Origin of the sequence: Halorubrum tibetense (assembly GCF_042661865.1) — an archaeon.
GTDB lineage: Archaea > Halobacteriota > Halobacteria > Halobacteriales > Haloferacaceae > Halorubrum > Halorubrum tibetense.
Genome location: NZ_JBHSWW010000737.1, coordinates 1 through 523 on the forward strand (window position 1 = coordinate 1; position 523 = coordinate 523).

At 50.5% G+C, this 523-nt stretch carries 2 protein-coding genes; both read right to left on the minus strand.

Annotation, left to right across the window (positions count from 1 at the left end; all coding sequences use genetic code 11):
• Positions 1 to 164 (minus strand): MerR family transcriptional regulator (locus ACFQEU_RS18030; protein WP_379784404.1); only part of this gene is annotated, 164 nt, incomplete at its 3' end.
• Entirely contained in the window at positions 148 to 453 is a 306-nt protein-coding gene (gene ihfA / locus ACFQEU_RS18035) for an integration host factor subunit alpha (protein WP_290263762.1), read from the minus strand. The genes ACFQEU_RS18030 and ihfA, both read right to left, overlap by 17 nt.
• Between the last annotated feature and the right edge of the window lie 70 nt (positions 454 to 523).

Sequence of the window (523 nt, forward strand, 5' to 3'; positions counted from 1 at the left end):
CGACGATTACCACGTCTTTTGACAGGGTTTAGCTGAGGAAATTCCTGCTCCCAATAGCGCAGCACATGTGGTTTTACCGCACACAGCTCACTGACTTCACCAATGGTAAAGTAACGCTTACCCGGGATTACCGGCAGTTCATCGTTATTACTTGGTTCGAGCATGTTCCTCTACTCTTGCCTTCAGCTTCTGACCTGGTCTAAATGTGACCACGCGGCGGGCGGTAATGGGAATTTCTTCACCAGTTTTTGGGTTGCGGCCGGGGCGCTGGCTTTTGTCGCGCAAGTCGAAGTTGCCGAAACCGGACAACTTCACCTGTTCATTGGTTTCTAAGGCGTGGCGTATCTCTTCAAAGAAGGACTCTACCAACTCCTTAGCCTCGCGCTTGTTTAAGCCCAGCTCTTCGTACAGTTTTTCGGCCAGATCAGCTTTCGTTAAAGCTCCGTCTGACATCTGAAGTCCCCTTTTGCTGTGCCCTTTTACCTCAAGGTCGCGTTAAATGTGGATTCCAAAGCCGCCATGA

Coding starts and splice junctions, on each gene's coding strand:
- ihfA (WP_290263762.1), bottom strand. CDS start 453: ATGTCAGACGGAGCTTTAACGAAAGCTGATCTGGCCGAAAAACTGTAC.